The following is a 16,609-nucleotide window of genomic DNA, read 5'->3' on the forward strand; positions in this document are numbered from 1 at the left end:
ATCAAGTATCAAGACAGATCTGGTCTAGGTACTATGCTTATTATCTGCAGTTAGGGCGCATATCAGGAATCTTGATACTTGCTACTAACTACTTGCTACTAAAACAAATGGGTATAAGAGAAGAATTAGAAAAACGTATTTTGGTAATTGATGGGGCGATGGGCACCATGATCCAGCGTTATACATTAACAGAAGAAGATTTTAGAGGGGAACGTTTCAAAGATCATCCCTGCGATGTAAAAGGCAATAATGATTTGCTGAACATTACGCGTCCGGATATTATCAAAGCCATACATTTAGAATACCTGAATTCGGGTGCCGATATTATCGAGACCAATACCTTCAGTACGCAACGCATTTCCATGGCCGATTACCAGATGGAAGACCTTTCTTATGAAATGAGCTTTGAAGGTGCCCGTGTTGCAAAAGAAGCTGTAAACGAGTTTATGGCGGCAAACCCTGACAGGAAATGTTTTGTTGCCGGTGCAATCGGTCCGACAAATCGTACGCTTTCTATGTCGCCAAATGTAAACGACCCGGGTTTCAGGGCGGTTTATTTCGATGAGTTGGAGGCTGCTTATTACGAACAAGTTCGTGGTTTAGTAGACGGCGGTTCTGATGTACTTTTAATCGAAACCATTTTCGATACCTTAAACGCAAAAGTGGCCATCGTGGCCATTAAAAAATACGAAGAAGTAATTGGGCGGAAGCTCGAAATCATGATTTCGGGAACCATTACCGATGCTTCCGGAAGAACACTTTCCGGTCAAACAGCAGAGGCCTTCTTAAACTCTGTAATGCATGCAAAACCTTTGAGTATCGGTTTTAACTGTGCTTTGGGTGCCAAAGAAATGCGTCCGCACATTGAAGAACTTGCTGCAAAAGCAGGTTGCTATGTTTCTGCTTATCCAAATGCGGGTTTACCAAATGAATTCGGCGCTTATGATGAACAACCTCACGAAACCGCTCACTTAGTTGATGATTTCATTGAATCGGGCTTTGTAAATATTGTAGGCGGTTGCTGCGGAACTACACCTGACCATATCGGTTGTATCGCGGCAAATGCCCGTAAAGCAGCACCGAGAAAAATTCCGAAGATTGAGCCTTACATGCGCTTAAGCGGATTAGAGCCCGTAACCATTACACCCGAAAGCATCTTCGTAAACATTGGAGAAAGAACCAACATTACCGGTTCTCCAAAGTTCTCTAAGCTCATTTTAGGTGGCGATTACGAAGCAGCCCTTGCCGTTGCCTTGCAGCAAGTAGAGGGTGGCGCACAGGTAATCGATGTGAACATGGATGAGGGTATGCTCGATTCGGAAGCGGCAATGACTAAATTTTTAAACCTGATTGCTTCCGAACCTGATATTGCAAAATTGCCCATCATGGTCGATTCCTCTAAATGGTCGGTTATTGAAAATGGTTTAAAATGTCTGCAGGGTAAAGGCATTGTAAACTCGATTTCCTTAAAAGAAGGCGAAGATAAATTCCGTGAAAGTGCCCGTAAGATTATGCAATACGGTGCTGCCGTTGTTGTAATGGCATTTGATGAGCAGGGGCAGGCAGATAACTACGAACGCAGAAAAGAAATTTGTAAAAGAAGTTACGATATCCTGGTTCATGAAATTGGTTTCCCGGCAGAGGATATTATTTTCGACCCGAACATATTAACCGTTGCAACAGGATTAGAAGAGCATAACAATTATGCTGTCGATTTCATCAACGCAACACGCTGGATTAAAGAAAACCTTCCTTATGCCAAAGTAAGTGGCGGTGTTTCTAATATTTCATTCTCTTTCAGGGGAAATAATGTGGTACGCGAAGCCATGCACTCCGCATTTCTTTACCACGCCATTCAGGCGGGTTTAGATATGGGTATTGTAAACGCGGGTATGCTGGAGGTTTACCAGGAAATCCCGCCGGAACTTTTAGAAAGGGTTGAAGATGTGCTCTTAAACCGCAGGGAAGACGCCACCGAGCGATTGGTGGAATATGCCGATACGGTAAAATCTAAAGGGAAAGAAATTGTAAAGGATGAGGAATGGAGAAAAGGTCCGGTAGAGGAACGATTATCGCATTCATTGGTAAAGGGTATTGTAGAATACCTCGATGATGATGTTGAAGAGGCCCGTCAGAAATATGCTCGGCCGATTCAGGTTATTGAGGGTCCTTTAATGGACGGAATGAACATAGTTGGTGATTTATTCGGCGCCGGAAAAATGTTTCTGCCACAGGTGGTGAAATCGGCCAGGGTAATGAAGAAGGCAGTGGCCTACCTGCTTCCGTTTATTGAGCAGGAGAAACTGGATAATCCCGACCAAGATCAGAATTCATCAGCCGGAAGGGTATTAATGGCAACCGTTAAAGGCGATGTACACGATATCGGGAAAAACATTGTTGGTGTGGTTCTGGCTTGTAACAACTTCGAAATTGTAGATATGGGCGTAATGGTTCCTGCTCAGGAAATCATTAAAAAAGCCAAAGAAATAAATGCCGATATCATTGGCTTAAGTGGCCTGATTACACCATCATTAGATGAGATGGTACACTTTGCCAAGGAAATGGAGCGTGAAGGCTTTACTATTCCATTGATTATTGGTGGCGCAACAACTTCCCGTATTCATGCCGCCGTTAAGGTAGCTCCTAATTACTCAGGTCCGGCAATACATGTTTTGGATGCATCGCGTAGTGTTACGGTTTGCAGCACTTTAATGAACCCTGAAACCAAAGCGGATTACGTTGCAGGTATTAAAGCGGAATATGAGAAAGCCAGGGAAGGCCATTTAAACAAGCGCTCCGATAAACGTTTCAAAACATTAGAAGAAGCAAGAGCCAACAAATTCAAAATAGATTTCAAAGAAAATCTTCCTGTTCCGGAATTTACAGGTACAAGGGTTTTTGACAATTATCCTTTGGAAGAACTGGTTCCTTATATTGATTGGACACCTTTTTTCCATACCTGGGAACTTCGTGGCAGCTATCCTAAAATATTCGACGATAAAAATGTTGGTGATGAAGCCAGAAAGCTTTTCGACGATGCACAGCTATTATTAAAAAGAATATTAGACGAAAAATTACTAACGGCGAGAGGTGTTATCGGTTTTTGGCCAGCGAATGCAGTTGGAGACGATATCGTTTTGGAAGTCGGCCCATCCCCAACTCTTCCCAAAGGGAAGGGAGCGCTTAGAGGCTACCATACCGCCGATCCGGTAATGTATTCAATTTTAAAAGATTTTGCATTAAAACATAGAAATAACCCAACGGAAGCAGAGCACATACTTTGGGGAATAATAAAATCCAAGCAATTAGAAAATTTTAAATTCAGACAACAGCACATTATCGGGCAGTATATTGCCGACTTTGTTTGTTTGGATAGAAATTTAATTATCGAAATAGATGGTTTGATACATCAGTTGCCGGAAAATATACAATCTGATTTAGAACGAACCGATTGGCTTGAAAAAAATGGATACACCGTTATTCGTTTCAAAAATGAAGAAATCATTTCTGATATTGATCACGTACTGGACGTCATTGTTCGAACTCTTGGTGACTTGCCATCTATTAAAGAACAGGCCCTGATAGCTGAACAGTCCAGTTCTCTTCCCTTTGGGGAGAGCAAGAGTGGGGCTGTCATTCATACTTTGCGCCAGCAAGCTGAAAAAGTAGACGGACAACCTTATTATGCTTTATCAGATTTTATTGCTCCTGCGGCATCAGGAATCCAGGATTACTTTGGCGGCTTCGCCGTAACAACTGGTATTGGTATTGATGAACTTGTTAAGGAGTTTGAAGACAATCATGATGATTACAACAGCATCATGGCTAAAGCCCTGGCCGACAGGTTGGCTGAAGCTTTCGCTGAAAGGATGCATGAACGTGTTCGTAAAGAGTATTGGGGCTATGCGAAGGATGAAAACCTGAGTAACCAGGAATTAATCAAAGAGGAGTATGCAGGCATTCGGCCAGCACCGGGTTATCCGGCTTGCCCGGAGCATACCGAAAAGGGCACTTTGTTCAGCCTGCTCGATGCCGAAAACCAGATTGGATTGCGCTTAACGGAAAGTTACGCCATGTATCCAACAGCTGCAGTAAGCGGGTTTTACTTCGCACATCCCGAATCGCGGTATTTCGGCCTGGGTAAAATTACAAAAGACCAGGTAGAAGATTACGCAAGCAGGAAGGGGATGACTATTGAAGAGGCGGAAAAGTGGCTTAGTCCAAACCTAGCGTATTAAGGTAGTTAGTATTTAGTATAAAGTATTTAGACAGGATGCACAATTTTAGAGAGTTTAAAGTTTGGAAAATGGGAATTGAAATCTCTAAATTGATATTTCAAATTACAAGAACTTTTCCTGCTGAAGAAAGGTACTCTTTAACATCTCAACTAACACGTTGCGCTATTTCAATACCATCTAATATTGCAGGGGGTTGTGGAAGAAAATCTAATAAAGAACTTAATCAATTCTTAAGTATTAGTTTAGGCTCCATTTGAATTAGAAACGCAAATAATATTGGCTTATGAGTTCGGATATATTGACCAGGTCCCTTATGAAAAAACCATTATTCAAATTAACGAAGTGCAAAAAATGATAAGTGGATTGCAAAGAAGTTTAGGCATCCAATCGTGATACTAACGACTTTATACTAAGTACTAAATGACTTAAGACTTTTAACTTTTTAAACCATAACCTTTAACCTAAATTGAAAATTACAGACCATATAAAAAACGCAAAGGGCAAAACCTTATTCTCTTTTGAACTTTTACCACCTATAAAAGGGCAGAGTATTCAGTGGATTTACGATGCGATAGATCCATTACTGGAGTTTAATCCACCGTTTATTGATGTGACGTCTTTAAGGGAAGATTACATCTATAAGGAGCAGGAAAACGGATTATTGCAAAAGGTATCCTACCGTAAACGTCCGGGTACGATTGCCATTTGTGCTGCAATCATTCATAAATATAAAATTGATGCCGTTCCACATTTAATTTGCGGCGGCTTCACCAAAGAAGAAACTGAAAATGCATTAATCGATTTGCAGTTCTTAGGTATTGATAATGTTTTGGCACTGCGCGGCGATGCCCGTTCTGCTGACACGGCCTTCATTCCAACGAAAGGTGGACATTGCTATGCCACGGATTTAATTGAGCACATTAAAAACCATAATGAAGGCAAATTTCTGCATGAGGATGTAGAAACTTTTAAAAGTGACTTCTGTATTGGCGTTGCCGGATATCCTGAAAAACACTTTGAAGCGCCAAACTTAAATACCGACTTTAAATTTCTAAAGAAAAAGGTGGATATGGGCGCAGAATTTATCGTTACCCAAATGTTTTTCGACAACCAGAAGTATTTCGATTTTGTTAAAAAATGCAGGGAGAACGACATCCATGTACCGATTATACCGGGTTTAAAACCAATCAGTACATTAACGCAATTAAACGTGCTGCCTAAAATCTTCCACATCGATTTGCCTGAAGAGCTAACGGATGCACTGTCGTATGCTAAAAGTAACGCAGAAGCGAAAGAAATTGGTACCGAAGCTATGATTAAACAATGTAAAGAACTAATGGACTTTGGTGTGCCTGTACTGCATTTTTATACGATGGGTAAACCAGAGCAAACGAAGAAAATTGCAAGGGCCATATTCTAAGGGAAGTTGTTATAAACTGCGACCAAAAATCAATTCTGACAGAACTTTAACGAATAATAACTGTTTCTTAGAGACGGAGCCAGTATATTTGCTTTAATGAAATCAGGTAGTTTTAAATATGTCCTAATTTATTGTTTTGCAATAGCCTTATTGTTCAAAACAAGTGGGGTGGTGTCTGTTTTCGTAAATTCAATTAAAACAGCGGAATATAATTCTGCTAATCAGGATTCTACAGAAAAGGAAGAGAAGAAAATAGAAACAGAATATTTCGAAGAGCGTATGTTGATTCTTCCGGATCTAAAAGTTCTTATACAGCTAAAGGAGAAAACTCTACTGCCCCAAAACAATTTTTTCCCGTCTTATTTTCCTGAGGTTTTAACACCTCCACCATCCTTAGAAGCGTAACACCACCGTTTCTAATTCCTCTTTTTGAATTTATTTCAGGGGATATCAATTCATATTTATATAATTTTAATAAGATGAAAACTTTAATTTTTTCAACGGCGTTTGCGGCGTTACTAATTTCCGCATCTTCAAAAGTCAGCGCTCAGGAAGTTGCGCAAACCAATATCCAACCTTTAAACAATTCGGTTTCACTCGTATCGCAACTACAGCCTGTGCGCTTTAATTATGATGCCAAATGGACCGACAAATTAAAAATATCAGATAAAACTCAATTGGGCTTTGTAGCGGCAGATGTTCAAAAAGTCTTACCATCGCTGGTCATTAAAACGGCGAAAGATTACCCAACTGGTAAAAATGCATCCAGAACAGCCACCATTTCTAAAATAGATTATGAAAGTTTGATTCCGTTGCTGGTTGGTAGCATTAAAGAACAACAACAGCAAATTGAGCAATTAAGGCGTGAGCTTGATAGTTTGAAATCAAAAAATACAAAGTAAATTTTTAGTGTTAGTTGGGCCGGGATATCATATTCCGGCTTTTTTTATCGCATCTCGAAAAACAGCAAATCTATCGAAAAATGACGCCTAGAAACAAAACAGGGCATCCTTAAAACTTTAGTTGCTTATTAACGTTTTTTTAACAGTTTACCTGGCTTACAATTGTTAATTTTACCAAAACTCTTCATACATGAAATTCCGTTACTTTTTTTCATTCGCTATTATTTGCTTATTCGGTTTATCCAGGGTAGCAGAGGCGCAGGAATTCATTGTTAAAGGAGTCGTTTTTGAAAAAGGAGCAAATGCCCGTGTTGCGTTAGCAAATATTCAAAACCAGCGCACAAAAATAGGCGTTACGAGTAATGATTTGGGTCTGTTTCAGTTAAAGGTTGCTGTTGGTGACACGTTGCTAATCGCGAAAACTTTCCTGAATGATCAGCGGATTGTGATAAAAGCGCAACAAGATATCCTCATTTATTTAACCAGAAGCAGCACCATGTTAAATGAGGTTACCATTATTGGCAATACAAAAAAGAGCGACCTGGCCGAAATCAAGCGTGAGTTTCAGAATAAAGGTGTTTACAATGGTGGTAAATCCTCTTTCTTATCTGCAATATTCAACCCTTTAAACGGATTATATAATTTAGTTGGAAAGGAGCCGAAAAATGCCCGCAGGTTTAGTCGATATGCTGATAATGAAATCAAACAATCGCAGATTGATGTTTATTTCAACCAGAGTATTATAAAGAATAATACAAGCTTAAGGGGCGATACGCTCGAAAATTACATGCTGAATTATCGCCCGGATTACCAGAAAGCACAATCCTGGAGCAGCTACGATTACATTAAATACATTAAAGATTCAGCAAAGAAATTTACCGACACGTTGGGTAAAGGGAAGTAGTTCAGTTGCCTATTATCAGTTTTCAGTTGGCGGTCGGCAGTTTTCAGTTAATCGATTAAACAGTTAACCAATTTTAACAATTTAGTAATTAACCATTTTAGCAGTTAAACAATTAATCAATTCTAACAATTAATTCTATATCGCCAGGGTTTCACAGGCTTTCTCGGCGGCAAGTTTTTCTGCGTTTTTCTTGTTATAATCCCTGCCGGTACCCACTTTTTCCCCTTCAACCACGGCACTTATAGTAAACAGCTTTGCACTTTCGCCCTCTCCGTTTTCTACAAGTTCAAACAATATATCTTTACCGTGACGCTGGCACCACTCAATTAACTTGCTTTTAAAGTTTGTTTCAGTAAGTTCTAAAGTGTGAATGTCTATATGGGGTTTCACTATGCGCCTTAAAAGAAATTCTTTGGTGAAATTGTAACCCTTGTCCATGTATATGGCTCCGATAATGGCTTCGAAGGCATCACCGAGCATGGAGTTGTGTTTGGTTTGAATGCTTACAGAGCGTTGGTCAAAACGAATCAGTTTATCAAAGCCCATTTTCCTTGCCAGCTGATTTAGATTTGCCCGGTTTACAATCTTAGATCGCATCTCGGTTAAAAAACCTTCTTCTTTATATGGATAATGTTTGAAAAGCAATTCAGCTATTACAGAGCCTAATACGGCATCGCCTAGGAATTCCAGTCGCTCATTACTGCTGCGGGTACCGTTTTTTAAAACTTTAGCTACAGAACGGTGCCTGAACGCCATTTCATATAGCGTTACATTTCCCGGAACAAAGCCCAAAATATTTTTCAGCTTCTTAACGAACTCCTTTTCAGGAGAAAAATAAAGTTTATATAATTTTAATATCGGCATTAAATAAATAACACAATTAACGGCTAATCAGCATATTTAACTAAGTTATCTATTTTTAATTAGCATACAAAATTATATAGCCTGGCTTTTTATCAATCTTCGTATTTCTTAAAAATAACGGAGGCATTATGACCACCGAAACCGAAGGTATTACTTAAAGCTGCTCTCACTTCACGTTTCTGAGCTTTATTAAAAGTAAAGTTTAGTTTAGGATCAAATGCGGGATCATCTGTAAAGTGGTTTATTGTTGGCGGCACAACGTCGTTTTGAACAGCAAGAATTGCTGCGATGGCTTCGATGGCACCAGCTGCACCCAGAAGGTGTCCGGTCATTGATTTAGTCGAACTGATGTTTAAGCGGTAAGCATCCTCGCCGAAAAGATCGGCAATCGCTTTAGTTTCGCTGATGTCACCAAGTGGTGTAGACGTACCGTGAACATTAATGTAATCAATGTCAGCAGTTGTTAAACCGGCGTCTCTTAGTGCATTAGTCATCACCATTCTGGCGCCTAAACCTTCAGGATGTGGTGCAGTAATGTGATTTGCATCCGCACTCATACCACCACCAACAAGTTCTGCATAAATTTTTGCACCCCTTGCTTTAGCATGTTCAAGTTCTTCCAGAATAATGGTACCTGCACCTTCACCGGCTACAAAACCATCCCTGTCTTTATCGAAAGGACGGGAAGCGGTAGTCGGATCGTCATTGCGCGTAGATAATGCATGCATGGCGTTAAAACCACCCATTCCTGCTTCGTTGATGATGGCTTCAGAACCACCACTGATGATGATGTCAGCCATACCCAAACGGATGTAGTTGAAAGCATCAATCATGGCATTGGTTGAGGAAGCACATGCAGAAACAGTTGCAAAATTTGGCCCGCGTAAGCCATATTTAATCGAGATATGCCCTGGAGCGATATCAACAATCATTTTAGGGATAAAGAATGGATTGTATCTTGGCGTGCCATCTCCTTTAGCGAAATTCGAAATTTCATCTAAAAAAGTTTTCAATCCACCGATGCCTGCGCCCCAGATAACGCCAATCCGGTTGGTATCTAATTTCTCAAAATCAAAATTACCATCCTTTACAGCCTCCTCTGTTGCTACTAAAGCATATTGTACAAACGGATCAAGCTTGCGGGCCTCCTTTTTTTCCAGAAAATCTTCCGGATTAAAGTTTTTTACCTCACAAGCGAATTTGGTTTTAAACTTTTCAGTATCAAAACCCTTAATAGGGGCAGCGCCACTCACCCCGTTAGTCAATCCTTCCCAAAAATCAGGAACATTATTGCCTATAGGAGTGAGCGCACCCAACCCTGTTACTACTACTCTTTTTAATTCCATTTATACTGAAAAAGCGTAATTCTATTTAACGTTTTTTTCCAAATAAGCGATTGCCTGACCAACTGTGCCGATGGTTTCAGCCTGATCATCAGGAATGGCTACATTAAATTCTTTTTCAAATTCCATAATTAATTCTACGGTATCTAAAGAATCTGCACCCAAATCGTTGGTGAATGAAGCCTCTGGCGTAACTTCGCTTTCGTCAACACCTAGTTTTTCTACGATAATAGCCTTAACTCTTGAAGCAATATCAGACATAATTTTATAATTTAATGGTTAAATAATTCTGTGCAAAGAAAAATAAATTCTTACAATTTTCAAATGTTTTTATTTCGACACCTAAATTTGGCTTTGAAATAACAAGCGAATATAGAATTAGTTTTTTAATTTCGTTCTGTAAATAATTTATTTCCCCTTGAATAAAACTTATCTGAAATTAACCTTAGACCTTGATTTCATACTAATTGCGATAACGGCACCCTTAAAAGACTATATTCTTTGCCACAAAATTAATACGCGTTTAAATACGCAATTTGCTAAAGTAGACGATCATGAAATATTTTTTAACATTGATGAACCCGCCTGGTCTTTCTCTAAATATTACTTCTTTGTTGAACAAGGCGAGGTAGAATATTATTTAATCAGTAATAAAAGCAGCGATGGCGTACTGGTTCCGGAGATGGGTAATGTAGATTTTTTTATTATAATTAAACAATTTATTGATAAGGAGGATTTAAATTATCTGATAAACGGTTTAAATAAACTGCCTGATATTCAGGTTGCTGCGAAAATTGAGCCTGCCAAATTAAAATCTAAGGAGAATTTGGTAATATAAAAATTATATGCATGGTGTATTAAATACACTATATTTGAGGGTTATAAAAACTGTACAAAACAATATATATATAAAATTTAATGCGGTATTAATTAATTTTAGCTAATTAATTAGGAATAACAGCATTGCTAAATCAATTATTAAATGAAACCTTTTCATTCCAGAACAAAAATTGTAGCCACACTCGGCCCCGCTTCAGCTAAACCAGATGTATTATATAGTATGTTTAATGCCGGTTTAGATGTTTGTCGTTTAAACTTTTCTCATGGTTCTCAGGCAGATCATCAGGCGGTTCTAGATACCATCCGCGATCTGAACAAAAAATATGATTATAACGTAGGCATCCTTGCCGATTTGCAAGGACCGAAAATCCGCATCGGATTGGTTAAAGAAGGTGGTATCAACTTAATTAATGGCGCGAAAACCGTTATTACAACCAACGAATGTATTGGTAATGAAGAGCGCATTTACATCACTTATCAGAATTTCCCCCAGGATGTTCAGGCAGGTGAGATCATCTTATTGGATGATGGAAAACTTCAGATGAAGGTTATTTCGACCAATTTAAAAGATGAGGTGGTTTGCGAGATTGTACATGGCGGTATTTTAACCTCGAGGAAAGGGGTAAACCTTCCGAATACCAAAGTTTCCATTCCATCTTTAACACCTGAAGATAGAGAGAACCTGGAATTTGTTCTTGAAAACGACGTTGAATGGATTGGTTTATCTTTCGTTCGTAAGGCTGAAGATATCATTGAACTTAAAAAAATAATTGCAGAACGCGGCAAAACAGCGCGTGTAATTGCTAAAATAGAAAAACCAGAGGCTATTGCAAATATCGACGAGATTATTGCCGTTACGGATGGTATTATGGTTGCCCGTGGCGATTTGGGTGTGGAATGCCCGATGGAAGAAGTTCCATTATTGCAGAAAATGATTGTTGCCAAGTGTAGAGCAGCTTCAAAACCTGTAATCGTTGCTACCCAGATGTTGGAAAGCATGATTACTACACCTCGTCCTACACGTGCCGAGGTGAATGACGTGGCCAACTCCGTATTAGACGGTGCAGATGCGGTGATGTTAAGTGGTGAAACCTCTGTTGGTGAATTTCCTTTAATCGTTATCGAAACGATGCAGAAAATCATTCAGAACATTGAGGACAACAACTATCCTTTCAATCCGGATAAATTCTTAAAACCAAAATCTGCCTCTTTCCTAAGTGATGCAATCTGCGATTCTGCTTGCTTCCTGGCTAAACAAACCAATGCAGTTGGTATTGTTTCCATGACGCTAAGCGGCTATACGGCTTTTGAAATTTCAAGCCACAGACCGGAAGCTTTAACTTTTATCTTCACCAGCAACAGGGCGTTATTGAATGCTGTGAGCTTACTTTGGGGCGTTAGGGGTTTCTATTACGATAAATGGGAAAGTACTGATAACACCATCATTGAGGTGAACGAATTCCTTAAAAGCAAGAAATTGGTTAAACAAGGCGATATTGTAATTAATACCGCAGCTATTCCGATGGAAGCAAAAGGTAAAACCAACATGTTAAAGATTACGGTTATAGATTAATCATAAACTATTTATTACAAGGCGCTTCATTTCAGATGAAGCGCCTTTTTTTATGCCCCGATCTTTAACATACCAGCTAATTGCTTATCCTTAGCTACAGACATGAAGCAGATTTAGGTCGGACTTTGGTCGGGTAGAATTGTCATAAGTCCGACCAAACCCCGACTTAAGTCCGGCGGAAGTCCGTCGAAACAGTTAATACTTTGTCTAGCTGTATTCTGACATAGCTTTAGATCAGACCGAATTTATTGTCATTATTTTTTTGTGGAGATATCAATAAAAAAATTACTTTTGCAGTCCGATACGGAGAGGTGTCAGAGAGGTCGATCGAGCACGCTTGGAAAGCGTGTGTACTGCAAGGTACCGCGGGTTCGAATCCCGCCCTCTCCGCAAAGCGGGAGTACCAAAAAGGTCTCCCGCTTTTTTATATAATCTAATGATCCAGTGCGCTCATTTTTAACGATTCATGACCAAGTAAATCTATTATCACTGGGATTCTTTAAAATCACAAAGTGCCACCAGAGGCGTAATGAAATCCCTAATGTAAAATTTAAATAAATATTTCGTAGAAGCATTTCCGCGCTCCTATTTTCAAGCCAATGTTAGTAGCAAAGTCTTCTATTCGTTCGTTGTCTTCCATCTTTAGTTAAACGAATGTCTGAATTCCGAAGGCGAAATGTTTGTCTTTGTTTTGAAAAGTTTGCTGAAGGATTGTGGATGTTCAAAACCCAGTTCATAAGCAATTTCCGAAACAGATAAATTTGTCATTGATAATTTTTCTTTGGCTTTCTCTATGATTGCGTTTTGAATGTATTGTTGTGTGTTTAGCCCTGTCAATGAACTCAACATGTCACTCAAATAGCGTTGCGATAGCTTCAGTTCCGTGCTGATGTATTTTACGGATGGCAATCCGTTTTTCAAACTGTTTTCTTCTTCAAAGTAATTGTTTAAAAGCTTGTCCAACGAAATTATGATGTCATGATTGACTGCTTTCCTTGTCAAAAATTGCCTGTTGTAGAAACGGTTGCTGTAATTCAATAACAATTCTATTTGCGACACCAACACATCCTGGCTGAAGTGGTCAATGTTACTGTCTAATTCATTGGCTATAGTAGCGAATAAATTGGCTATGATTTCTTTTTCTTTTGCAGATAGAAATAGAGCCTCTGAAACATCATAAGAGAAAAAGCCATACTGATTAATTGTTTTTCCTAAAGGATAGTTTCGGATAAAGTCCGGATGGAAATATAAAGCAATTCCTTGATAGCTCTCTGTATCTTCCGGGGAAAAAACGATTTGTTTTGGCTTCAAAAATGCTAATCCACCTTCTTCAAAATCGTAATGGCCTTGTCCGTATTTTATTTGCCCTGTAAATGTAGGTTTAAAGGATATTTTGTAAAAATCAAGACTTACTTTTTGCCCTTTTGGAAACATTTCAATCGAAATAGTATTGTAATCAACCAATGCAATCAATGGGTGTAATGGCGCAGGAAATCCTAAGATGCGCACCAATTGTGATATACTTTTTAGGTGGTTGATGTTGGATTGTTGCTGCATTTTAGTTTACTAATTTAATCAATTTTGTTTTGATGGACGAATTACAATATCACCAACTTCAACATCGTTGGGTTGGCTTATTGCATAAATAACTGCATTAGCAATGGCATATGGGCTAATGGCCAAGTTTTCCATATTCTTCTTAATGATGGTCTTCATTTCGTGGTTTTTTATACCGTCCGCAAAGTCGGTTCTTACAACACCTGGCGAAATGCCAGTAATGCGTATAGTTCCGTCTGATTCCTGACGAAAAGCTTCTGCAATGGTGCGAATGGCATTTTTAGTTCCTGCATAAACACCTTGCATAGGGACAATCTTAATTCCTGAGGTTGAAATGATATTGACGATATGTCCAGATTTTTGTTGTTTGAAAACGGGAATTGCTGCTGCCATCCCATACAAAACACCTTTGAGGTTAATGTCGATCATCTCTTCCCAACCGTCAATATCCAATTCATCAACCCGGCTTAATTGACTAATACCTGCGTTATTTACAATGACATCCAATTTTCCATACTGCCCAACTGCTGCATTGACTAGATAGACCAAATCGGCTTTATTTTTTACATCAATTTGAGCAAAGGCGGCGTCGCCACCCTCGCTTTTAATTTCCTCAACAATTTGTAGCAATCGCTCTGATCGTCTGGCACCAATAACAACCTTAGCACCATTTCTGGCTAATTCTATGGCGATGACTTTTCCCATTCCGCTACTTGCACCTGTAATGGCTACAACTTTCCCTTTAATATTCTTCATCGATATTGGCTTTTTATCTGTCTATTTGTTTTTCTAAAAATTCGGGGTAGCGATTACCTACAAGCTTAATTCCATTGACTGTTGAGTCAATTTTTACTAGTTCGTCAGCAGTTAATAAAACACTAGTACTGCCGATGTTTTCCTCTAAACGATGCAGTTTAGTGGTCCCTGGTATTGGTGCTATCCACGGCTTTTGCGCTAAGAGCCAGGCCAATGCTAATTGACTGGTCGTAACATTTTTTTGTTGCGCAATCTCAGTAAGTGCATCCACTAAAACCAGATTGGCCTTTATATTTTCTTCGCTGAAACGCGGAATAATGTTTCTGCGGTCGATATCATCTAATTTTTTGGTTATGATGCCTGTGAGGAAGCCTTTTCCTAAAGGACTGAATGGTACGAAGCCAATTCCTAATGCTTCTAATGTTGGTATGATTTCATCTTCCGGTTCTCGCCAAAACAAAGAGTATTCGCTTTGTAATGCTGATACGGGTTGTACTGAATGTGCTTTTCGAATGGTTGCAGCACTTGCTTCTGATAAGCCGAAATATTTCACTTTTCCTTCTTTTATGAGGTCTTTTACTGTTCCTGCAACATCTTCAATCGGGACATGCGGGTCAACTCTATGCTGGTAGAGTAGATCAATGTAATCTGTTTTTAATCTTTTTAAGGAGGCCTCAGTAACTGCTCTAATCGTTTCAGGTCTGCTGTCTAAGCCAACTGCTGGTCTGGCATCCTTACAACCAAATTTTGTAGCGATTACTACGTTTTTTCTATGAGGCAGTAATGCCTCACCAACAATTTCTTCATTGGTATAAGGGCCGTAGGCTTCTGCGGTATCAAAAAATGTAATGCCTCGTTCAACTGCGTTTTGCAGTAATGTTATGGCATCTTTTTTATCAAGACCTTTACCATCTAAAAAATTTAAACCCATACAGCCAAAGCCCAATGCGGAAACTTCTAATCCACTATTTCCTAATTTTCTCTTTTGCATAATTGTTTATACTTAATTAATTCTAAAACTGAATAAATTTATAGTACAAAACTCATCATTGTCACTTTGTAAAAAGTAGCCCAATTGGTAATTGTTGTAATCAGATTGTATATGCGGGTGGGTTTGGTTGCTGATTTGTAATGTCAATTGTGCGTCTTGCTACCATGGATGCTAACCATATTTTGGATTAGCTGAATTAACGCTTGAAATTTTTTCCAACTGCTTATGGATTGCATCATTAATATGCTTTCGAGTATTTATAGAATCGTAAGGTACAATGAGGCCAGTAATGAATTCAAAGAAGAATTTTTTTATTCACCCCTCGTCAATTAAAAGCCTGGCGGAATTCCAGTGGTGATAAATTCGTCTTCTTTTTGAAAAGCGTGCTAAAGGACTGTGCATGCTCAAAACCCAGCGCATAGGCGATTTCGCTAACGGAAAGACTGGTGGTAGAAAGTTTTTCTTTGGCTTTTGCAATCAATTTTTCATGAATGTGCTGTTGTGTATTCTGCCCTGTATGCACGCGGAGCAGGTCGCTCAGGTAGTTCGGCGACAAGTTCATCTGTGCAGCGATATAATGTACCGTAGGCAAAACCTGTACGTCGCTGTTAAAGTGTTCGTCGATTAATTGCTCAAACCTACTCAGTAGTGCCGAATTATTATTCTTGCGGGTTAAAAATTGCCTTTCATAAAAGCGATTAGAATACTTTAAAAGACTCTCTATCTGTGTCAGAATAATTTCCTGGGTATACCTGTCGATGTGTCTGCATTCCTTATCAATATTATGGAGGATGGTAATCAGATCCTCTTCTTCCTCGGCCGAGAGGTGTAGCGCTTCATTAACCGCGTAATCGAAAAAGCCATACTGATGAATGTTATTCGCCAGCGCATGCTGTAACAGAAAGTCGGGGTGGAAGATGAGGAGGTAACCAGACCCGCATTCCATATTTTGCAGGTCCAGTTGTTGCACCTGGTTAGGTGCGGTAAAACTTAGTACACCTTTATCGTAATCATAGTGCTGCTGTCCGTACCGGATTTTGCCTTTGGCTTCCCGTTTCAGCGCCACGCAGTAAAATCGGTTAACGAAACCTTTCCAGATTTCGTCTTCCAGAAAAATACTTTCCGCCAGATTGATGACGCTCACCAGCGGGTGGCGGGGTTCTGGTAAGGACAGCAAACGGTGAAATTCTGATATGGAGTTAATGGCGTTCATAAACAAAT

Annotated in this window: 16 protein-coding genes and 1 tRNA gene; 10 read left to right on the plus strand and 7 right to left on the minus strand. The window is 39.3% G+C overall.

All coding sequences use genetic code 11. From position 1 onward, the window contains the following. Window positions 1-107 precede the first annotated feature (107 nt). From metH to ASF92_RS02650, 7 genes are all read left to right on the plus strand, one after another. On the plus strand, window positions 108-4,238 hold the full coding sequence (gene metH / locus ASF92_RS02625) for a methionine synthase (RefSeq protein ID WP_082489429.1): 4,131 nt from the start codon (window positions 108-110) through the stop codon (window positions 4,236-4,238). Window positions 4,239-4,306: 68 nt separating this feature from the next. Beyond that, the gene (locus tag ASF92_RS21480; protein ID WP_255353094.1) at window positions 4,307-4,495 is read left to right on the plus strand and encodes a four helix bundle protein; all 189 of its coding nucleotides are present in this window, start codon (window positions 4,307-4,309) and stop codon (window positions 4,493-4,495) included. A gap of 19 nt (window positions 4,496-4,514) precedes the next feature. Further along, on the plus strand, window positions 4,515-4,631 hold the full coding sequence (locus ASF92_RS21485; RefSeq protein WP_255353095.1) for a hypothetical protein: 117 nt from the start codon (window positions 4,515-4,517) through the stop codon (window positions 4,629-4,631). A 73-nt stretch (window positions 4,632-4,704) separates the two neighbouring features. Beyond that, window positions 4,705-5,658: a methylenetetrahydrofolate reductase gene (locus ASF92_RS02635; protein WP_056087382.1), complete on the plus strand. Its 954-nt coding sequence runs from the start codon at window positions 4,705-4,707 to the stop codon at window positions 5,656-5,658. A 96-nt stretch (window positions 5,659-5,754) separates the two neighbouring features. Next, entirely contained in the window at window positions 5,755-6,063 is a 309-nt protein-coding gene (locus ASF92_RS02640; protein ID WP_056087385.1) for a hypothetical protein, read from the plus strand. A 74-nt stretch (window positions 6,064-6,137) separates the two neighbouring features. Continuing rightward, on the plus strand, window positions 6,138-6,560 hold the full coding sequence (locus tag ASF92_RS02645; protein ID WP_056087389.1) for a tail fiber domain-containing protein: 423 nt from the start codon (window positions 6,138-6,140) through the stop codon (window positions 6,558-6,560). Window positions 6,561-6,750: 190 nt separating this feature from the next. Continuing rightward, on the plus strand, window positions 6,751-7,464 hold the full coding sequence (locus ASF92_RS02650) for a carboxypeptidase-like regulatory domain-containing protein (RefSeq protein ID WP_056087392.1): 714 nt from the start codon (window positions 6,751-6,753) through the stop codon (window positions 7,462-7,464). A gap of 135 nt (window positions 7,465-7,599) precedes the next feature. On the opposite strand, the gene rnc is transcribed toward ASF92_RS02650, so the two are convergent. The 3 genes from rnc to ASF92_RS02665 form a co-directional block, all read right to left on the minus strand. Continuing rightward, entirely contained in the window at window positions 7,600-8,328 is a 729-nt protein-coding gene (gene rnc / locus ASF92_RS02655; protein ID WP_056087395.1) for a ribonuclease III, read from the minus strand. Between the two features lie 92 nt (window positions 8,329-8,420). Further along, window positions 8,421-9,674 (minus strand): beta-ketoacyl-ACP synthase II, encoded by a 1,254-nt coding sequence (gene fabF, locus ASF92_RS02660; RefSeq protein WP_056087398.1) that lies wholly within the window; start codon window positions 9,672-9,674, stop codon window positions 8,421-8,423. A 21-nt stretch (window positions 9,675-9,695) separates the two neighbouring features. After that, the gene (locus ASF92_RS02665; protein WP_008508386.1) at window positions 9,696-9,932 is read right to left on the minus strand and encodes an acyl carrier protein; all 237 of its coding nucleotides are present in this window, start codon (window positions 9,930-9,932) and stop codon (window positions 9,696-9,698) included. Window positions 9,933-10,089: 157 nt separating this feature from the next. Here ASF92_RS02665 and ASF92_RS02670 point away from each other — a divergent pair, with 157 nt between their 5' ends. From ASF92_RS02670 to ASF92_RS02680, 3 genes are all read left to right on the plus strand, one after another. Further along, a complete protein-coding gene (locus ASF92_RS02670; RefSeq protein ID WP_056087401.1) occupies window positions 10,090-10,509 on the plus strand; it encodes an IPExxxVDY family protein in 420 nt (139 codons plus the stop codon). Between the two features lie 144 nt (window positions 10,510-10,653). Beyond that, entirely contained in the window at window positions 10,654-12,084 is a 1,431-nt protein-coding gene (pyk, locus tag ASF92_RS02675) for a pyruvate kinase (protein WP_056087404.1), read from the plus strand. A gap of 305 nt (window positions 12,085-12,389) precedes the next feature. Then, window positions 12,390-12,474: transfer RNA gene (locus ASF92_RS02680), tRNA-Ser, on the plus strand. Window positions 12,475-12,726: 252 nt separating this feature from the next. On the opposite strand, the gene ASF92_RS02685 is transcribed toward ASF92_RS02680, so the two are convergent. From ASF92_RS02685 to ASF92_RS02700, 4 genes are all read right to left on the minus strand, one after another. Further along, complete coding sequence (locus ASF92_RS02685) at window positions 12,727-13,641, minus strand: AraC family transcriptional regulator (RefSeq protein WP_056087407.1); 915 nt, start codon at window positions 13,639-13,641, stop codon at window positions 12,727-12,729. Between the two features lie 18 nt (window positions 13,642-13,659). Then, entirely contained in the window at window positions 13,660-14,397 is a 738-nt protein-coding gene (locus ASF92_RS02690) for an SDR family oxidoreductase (protein ID WP_056087410.1), read from the minus strand. A 13-nt stretch (window positions 14,398-14,410) separates the two neighbouring features. Continuing rightward, window positions 14,411-15,388, minus strand: a complete 978-nt coding sequence (locus tag ASF92_RS02695; protein ID WP_056087413.1) for an aldo/keto reductase — start codon at window positions 15,386-15,388, stop codon at window positions 14,411-14,413. Window positions 15,389-15,713: 325 nt separating this feature from the next. Beyond that, window positions 15,714-16,601: an AraC family transcriptional regulator gene (locus tag ASF92_RS02700; RefSeq protein WP_056087416.1), complete on the minus strand. Its 888-nt coding sequence runs from the start codon at window positions 16,599-16,601 to the stop codon at window positions 15,714-15,716. Window positions 16,602-16,609 lie beyond the last annotated feature (8 nt).

This window comes from Pedobacter sp. Leaf176, from assembly GCF_001424305.1.
In the GTDB taxonomy this organism is placed as follows: Bacteria; Bacteroidota; Bacteroidia; order Sphingobacteriales; family Sphingobacteriaceae; genus Pedobacter.

Bases quoted from the DNA above. Each gene is read 5' to 3' on its own strand.
- ASF92_RS02685 (WP_056087407.1), bottom strand. From the start codon at position 13,641: ATGCAGCAACAATCCAACATCAACCACCTAAAAAGTATATCACAATTG.
- ASF92_RS02695 (WP_056087413.1), bottom strand. From the start codon at position 15,388: ATGCAAAAGAGAAAATTAGGAAATAGTGGATTAGAAGTTTCCGCATTG.
- pyk (WP_056087404.1), top strand. From the start codon at position 10,654: ATGAAACCTTTTCATTCCAGAACAAAAATTGTAGCCACACTCGGCCCC.
- ASF92_RS02665 (WP_008508386.1), bottom strand. From the start codon at position 9,932: ATGTCTGATATTGCTTCAAGAGTTAAGGCTATTATCGTAGAAAAACTA.
- metH (WP_082489429.1), top strand. From the start codon at position 108: ATGGGTATAAGAGAAGAATTAGAAAAACGTATTTTGGTAATTGATGGG.
- ASF92_RS02650 (WP_056087392.1), top strand. From the start codon at position 6,751: ATGAAATTCCGTTACTTTTTTTCATTCGCTATTATTTGCTTATTCGGT.
- ASF92_RS02640 (WP_056087385.1), top strand. From the start codon at position 5,755: ATGAAATCAGGTAGTTTTAAATATGTCCTAATTTATTGTTTTGCAATA.
- ASF92_RS02700 (WP_056087416.1), bottom strand. From the start codon at position 16,601: ATGAACGCCATTAACTCCATATCAGAATTTCACCGTTTGCTGTCCTTA.
- fabF (WP_056087398.1), bottom strand. From the start codon at position 9,674: ATGGAATTAAAAAGAGTAGTAGTAACAGGGTTGGGTGCGCTCACTCCT.
- ASF92_RS02690 (WP_056087410.1), bottom strand. From the start codon at position 14,397: ATGAAGAATATTAAAGGGAAAGTTGTAGCCATTACAGGTGCAAGTAGC.
- rnc (WP_056087395.1), bottom strand. From the start codon at position 8,328: ATGCCGATATTAAAATTATATAAACTTTATTTTTCTCCTGAAAAGGAG.
- ASF92_RS02645 (WP_056087389.1), top strand. From the start codon at position 6,138: ATGAAAACTTTAATTTTTTCAACGGCGTTTGCGGCGTTACTAATTTCC.
- ASF92_RS21480 (WP_255353094.1), top strand. From the start codon at position 4,307: ATGGGAATTGAAATCTCTAAATTGATATTTCAAATTACAAGAACTTTT.